The following is a 468-nucleotide window of genomic DNA, read 5'->3' as shown; positions in this document are numbered from 1 at the left end:
TAAAAGATCTCCCGATAAACCCTCTTGCAGTCCCTGCTGTACTTTTTTAATTTCTTCAAGTGCTTTTAACAGCGCATCATAATGCCTGCTATTCGTCACAATTGTCTCATTATTTCTTAAAATCCCTGCGTTCACATCTTCCAATAACTTGGTTTTTAACTCTTCTATTCCAAGACCCGTTTTAGCAGAGAGCAATTGGTATTCCATTTTGTCCTTGTCGTTGAACAATTCATTCAACTTATTTTTTAAGCTCTTTATTTTTCCCGAAGGAAGTAGGTCTGTTTTATTAATCAGAGCGATTAATGGTTTCGAGGGATATTTGGTTCTTATCTTTTTAAGTTCATTATAAAAACTTCCCTCATGATCGAGCACATCCATAGCTGCTATAAGAAATAGCACCACCTCTGCTTTTTCCATCTTCTCATAGGTTCTCTCAATTCCTATGCGCTCAACAGTATCAAGAGTCTC

1 pseudogene is annotated in these 468 nt (G+C 36.8%); it reads right to left on the bottom strand.

Annotation, left to right across the window (positions count from 1 at the left end):
• Positions 1–468, bottom strand: a pseudogene (locus Q0874_RS17355) (tRNA uridine-5-carboxymethylaminomethyl(34) synthesis GTPase MnmE); the annotation flags it as partial.

Origin of the sequence: uncultured Eudoraea sp., from assembly GCF_947490415.1 — a bacterium.
Classification (GTDB): domain Bacteria; phylum Bacteroidota; class Bacteroidia; order Flavobacteriales; family Flavobacteriaceae; genus Eudoraea.
This window is presented reverse-complemented; position numbering and strand designations above follow the sequence as displayed.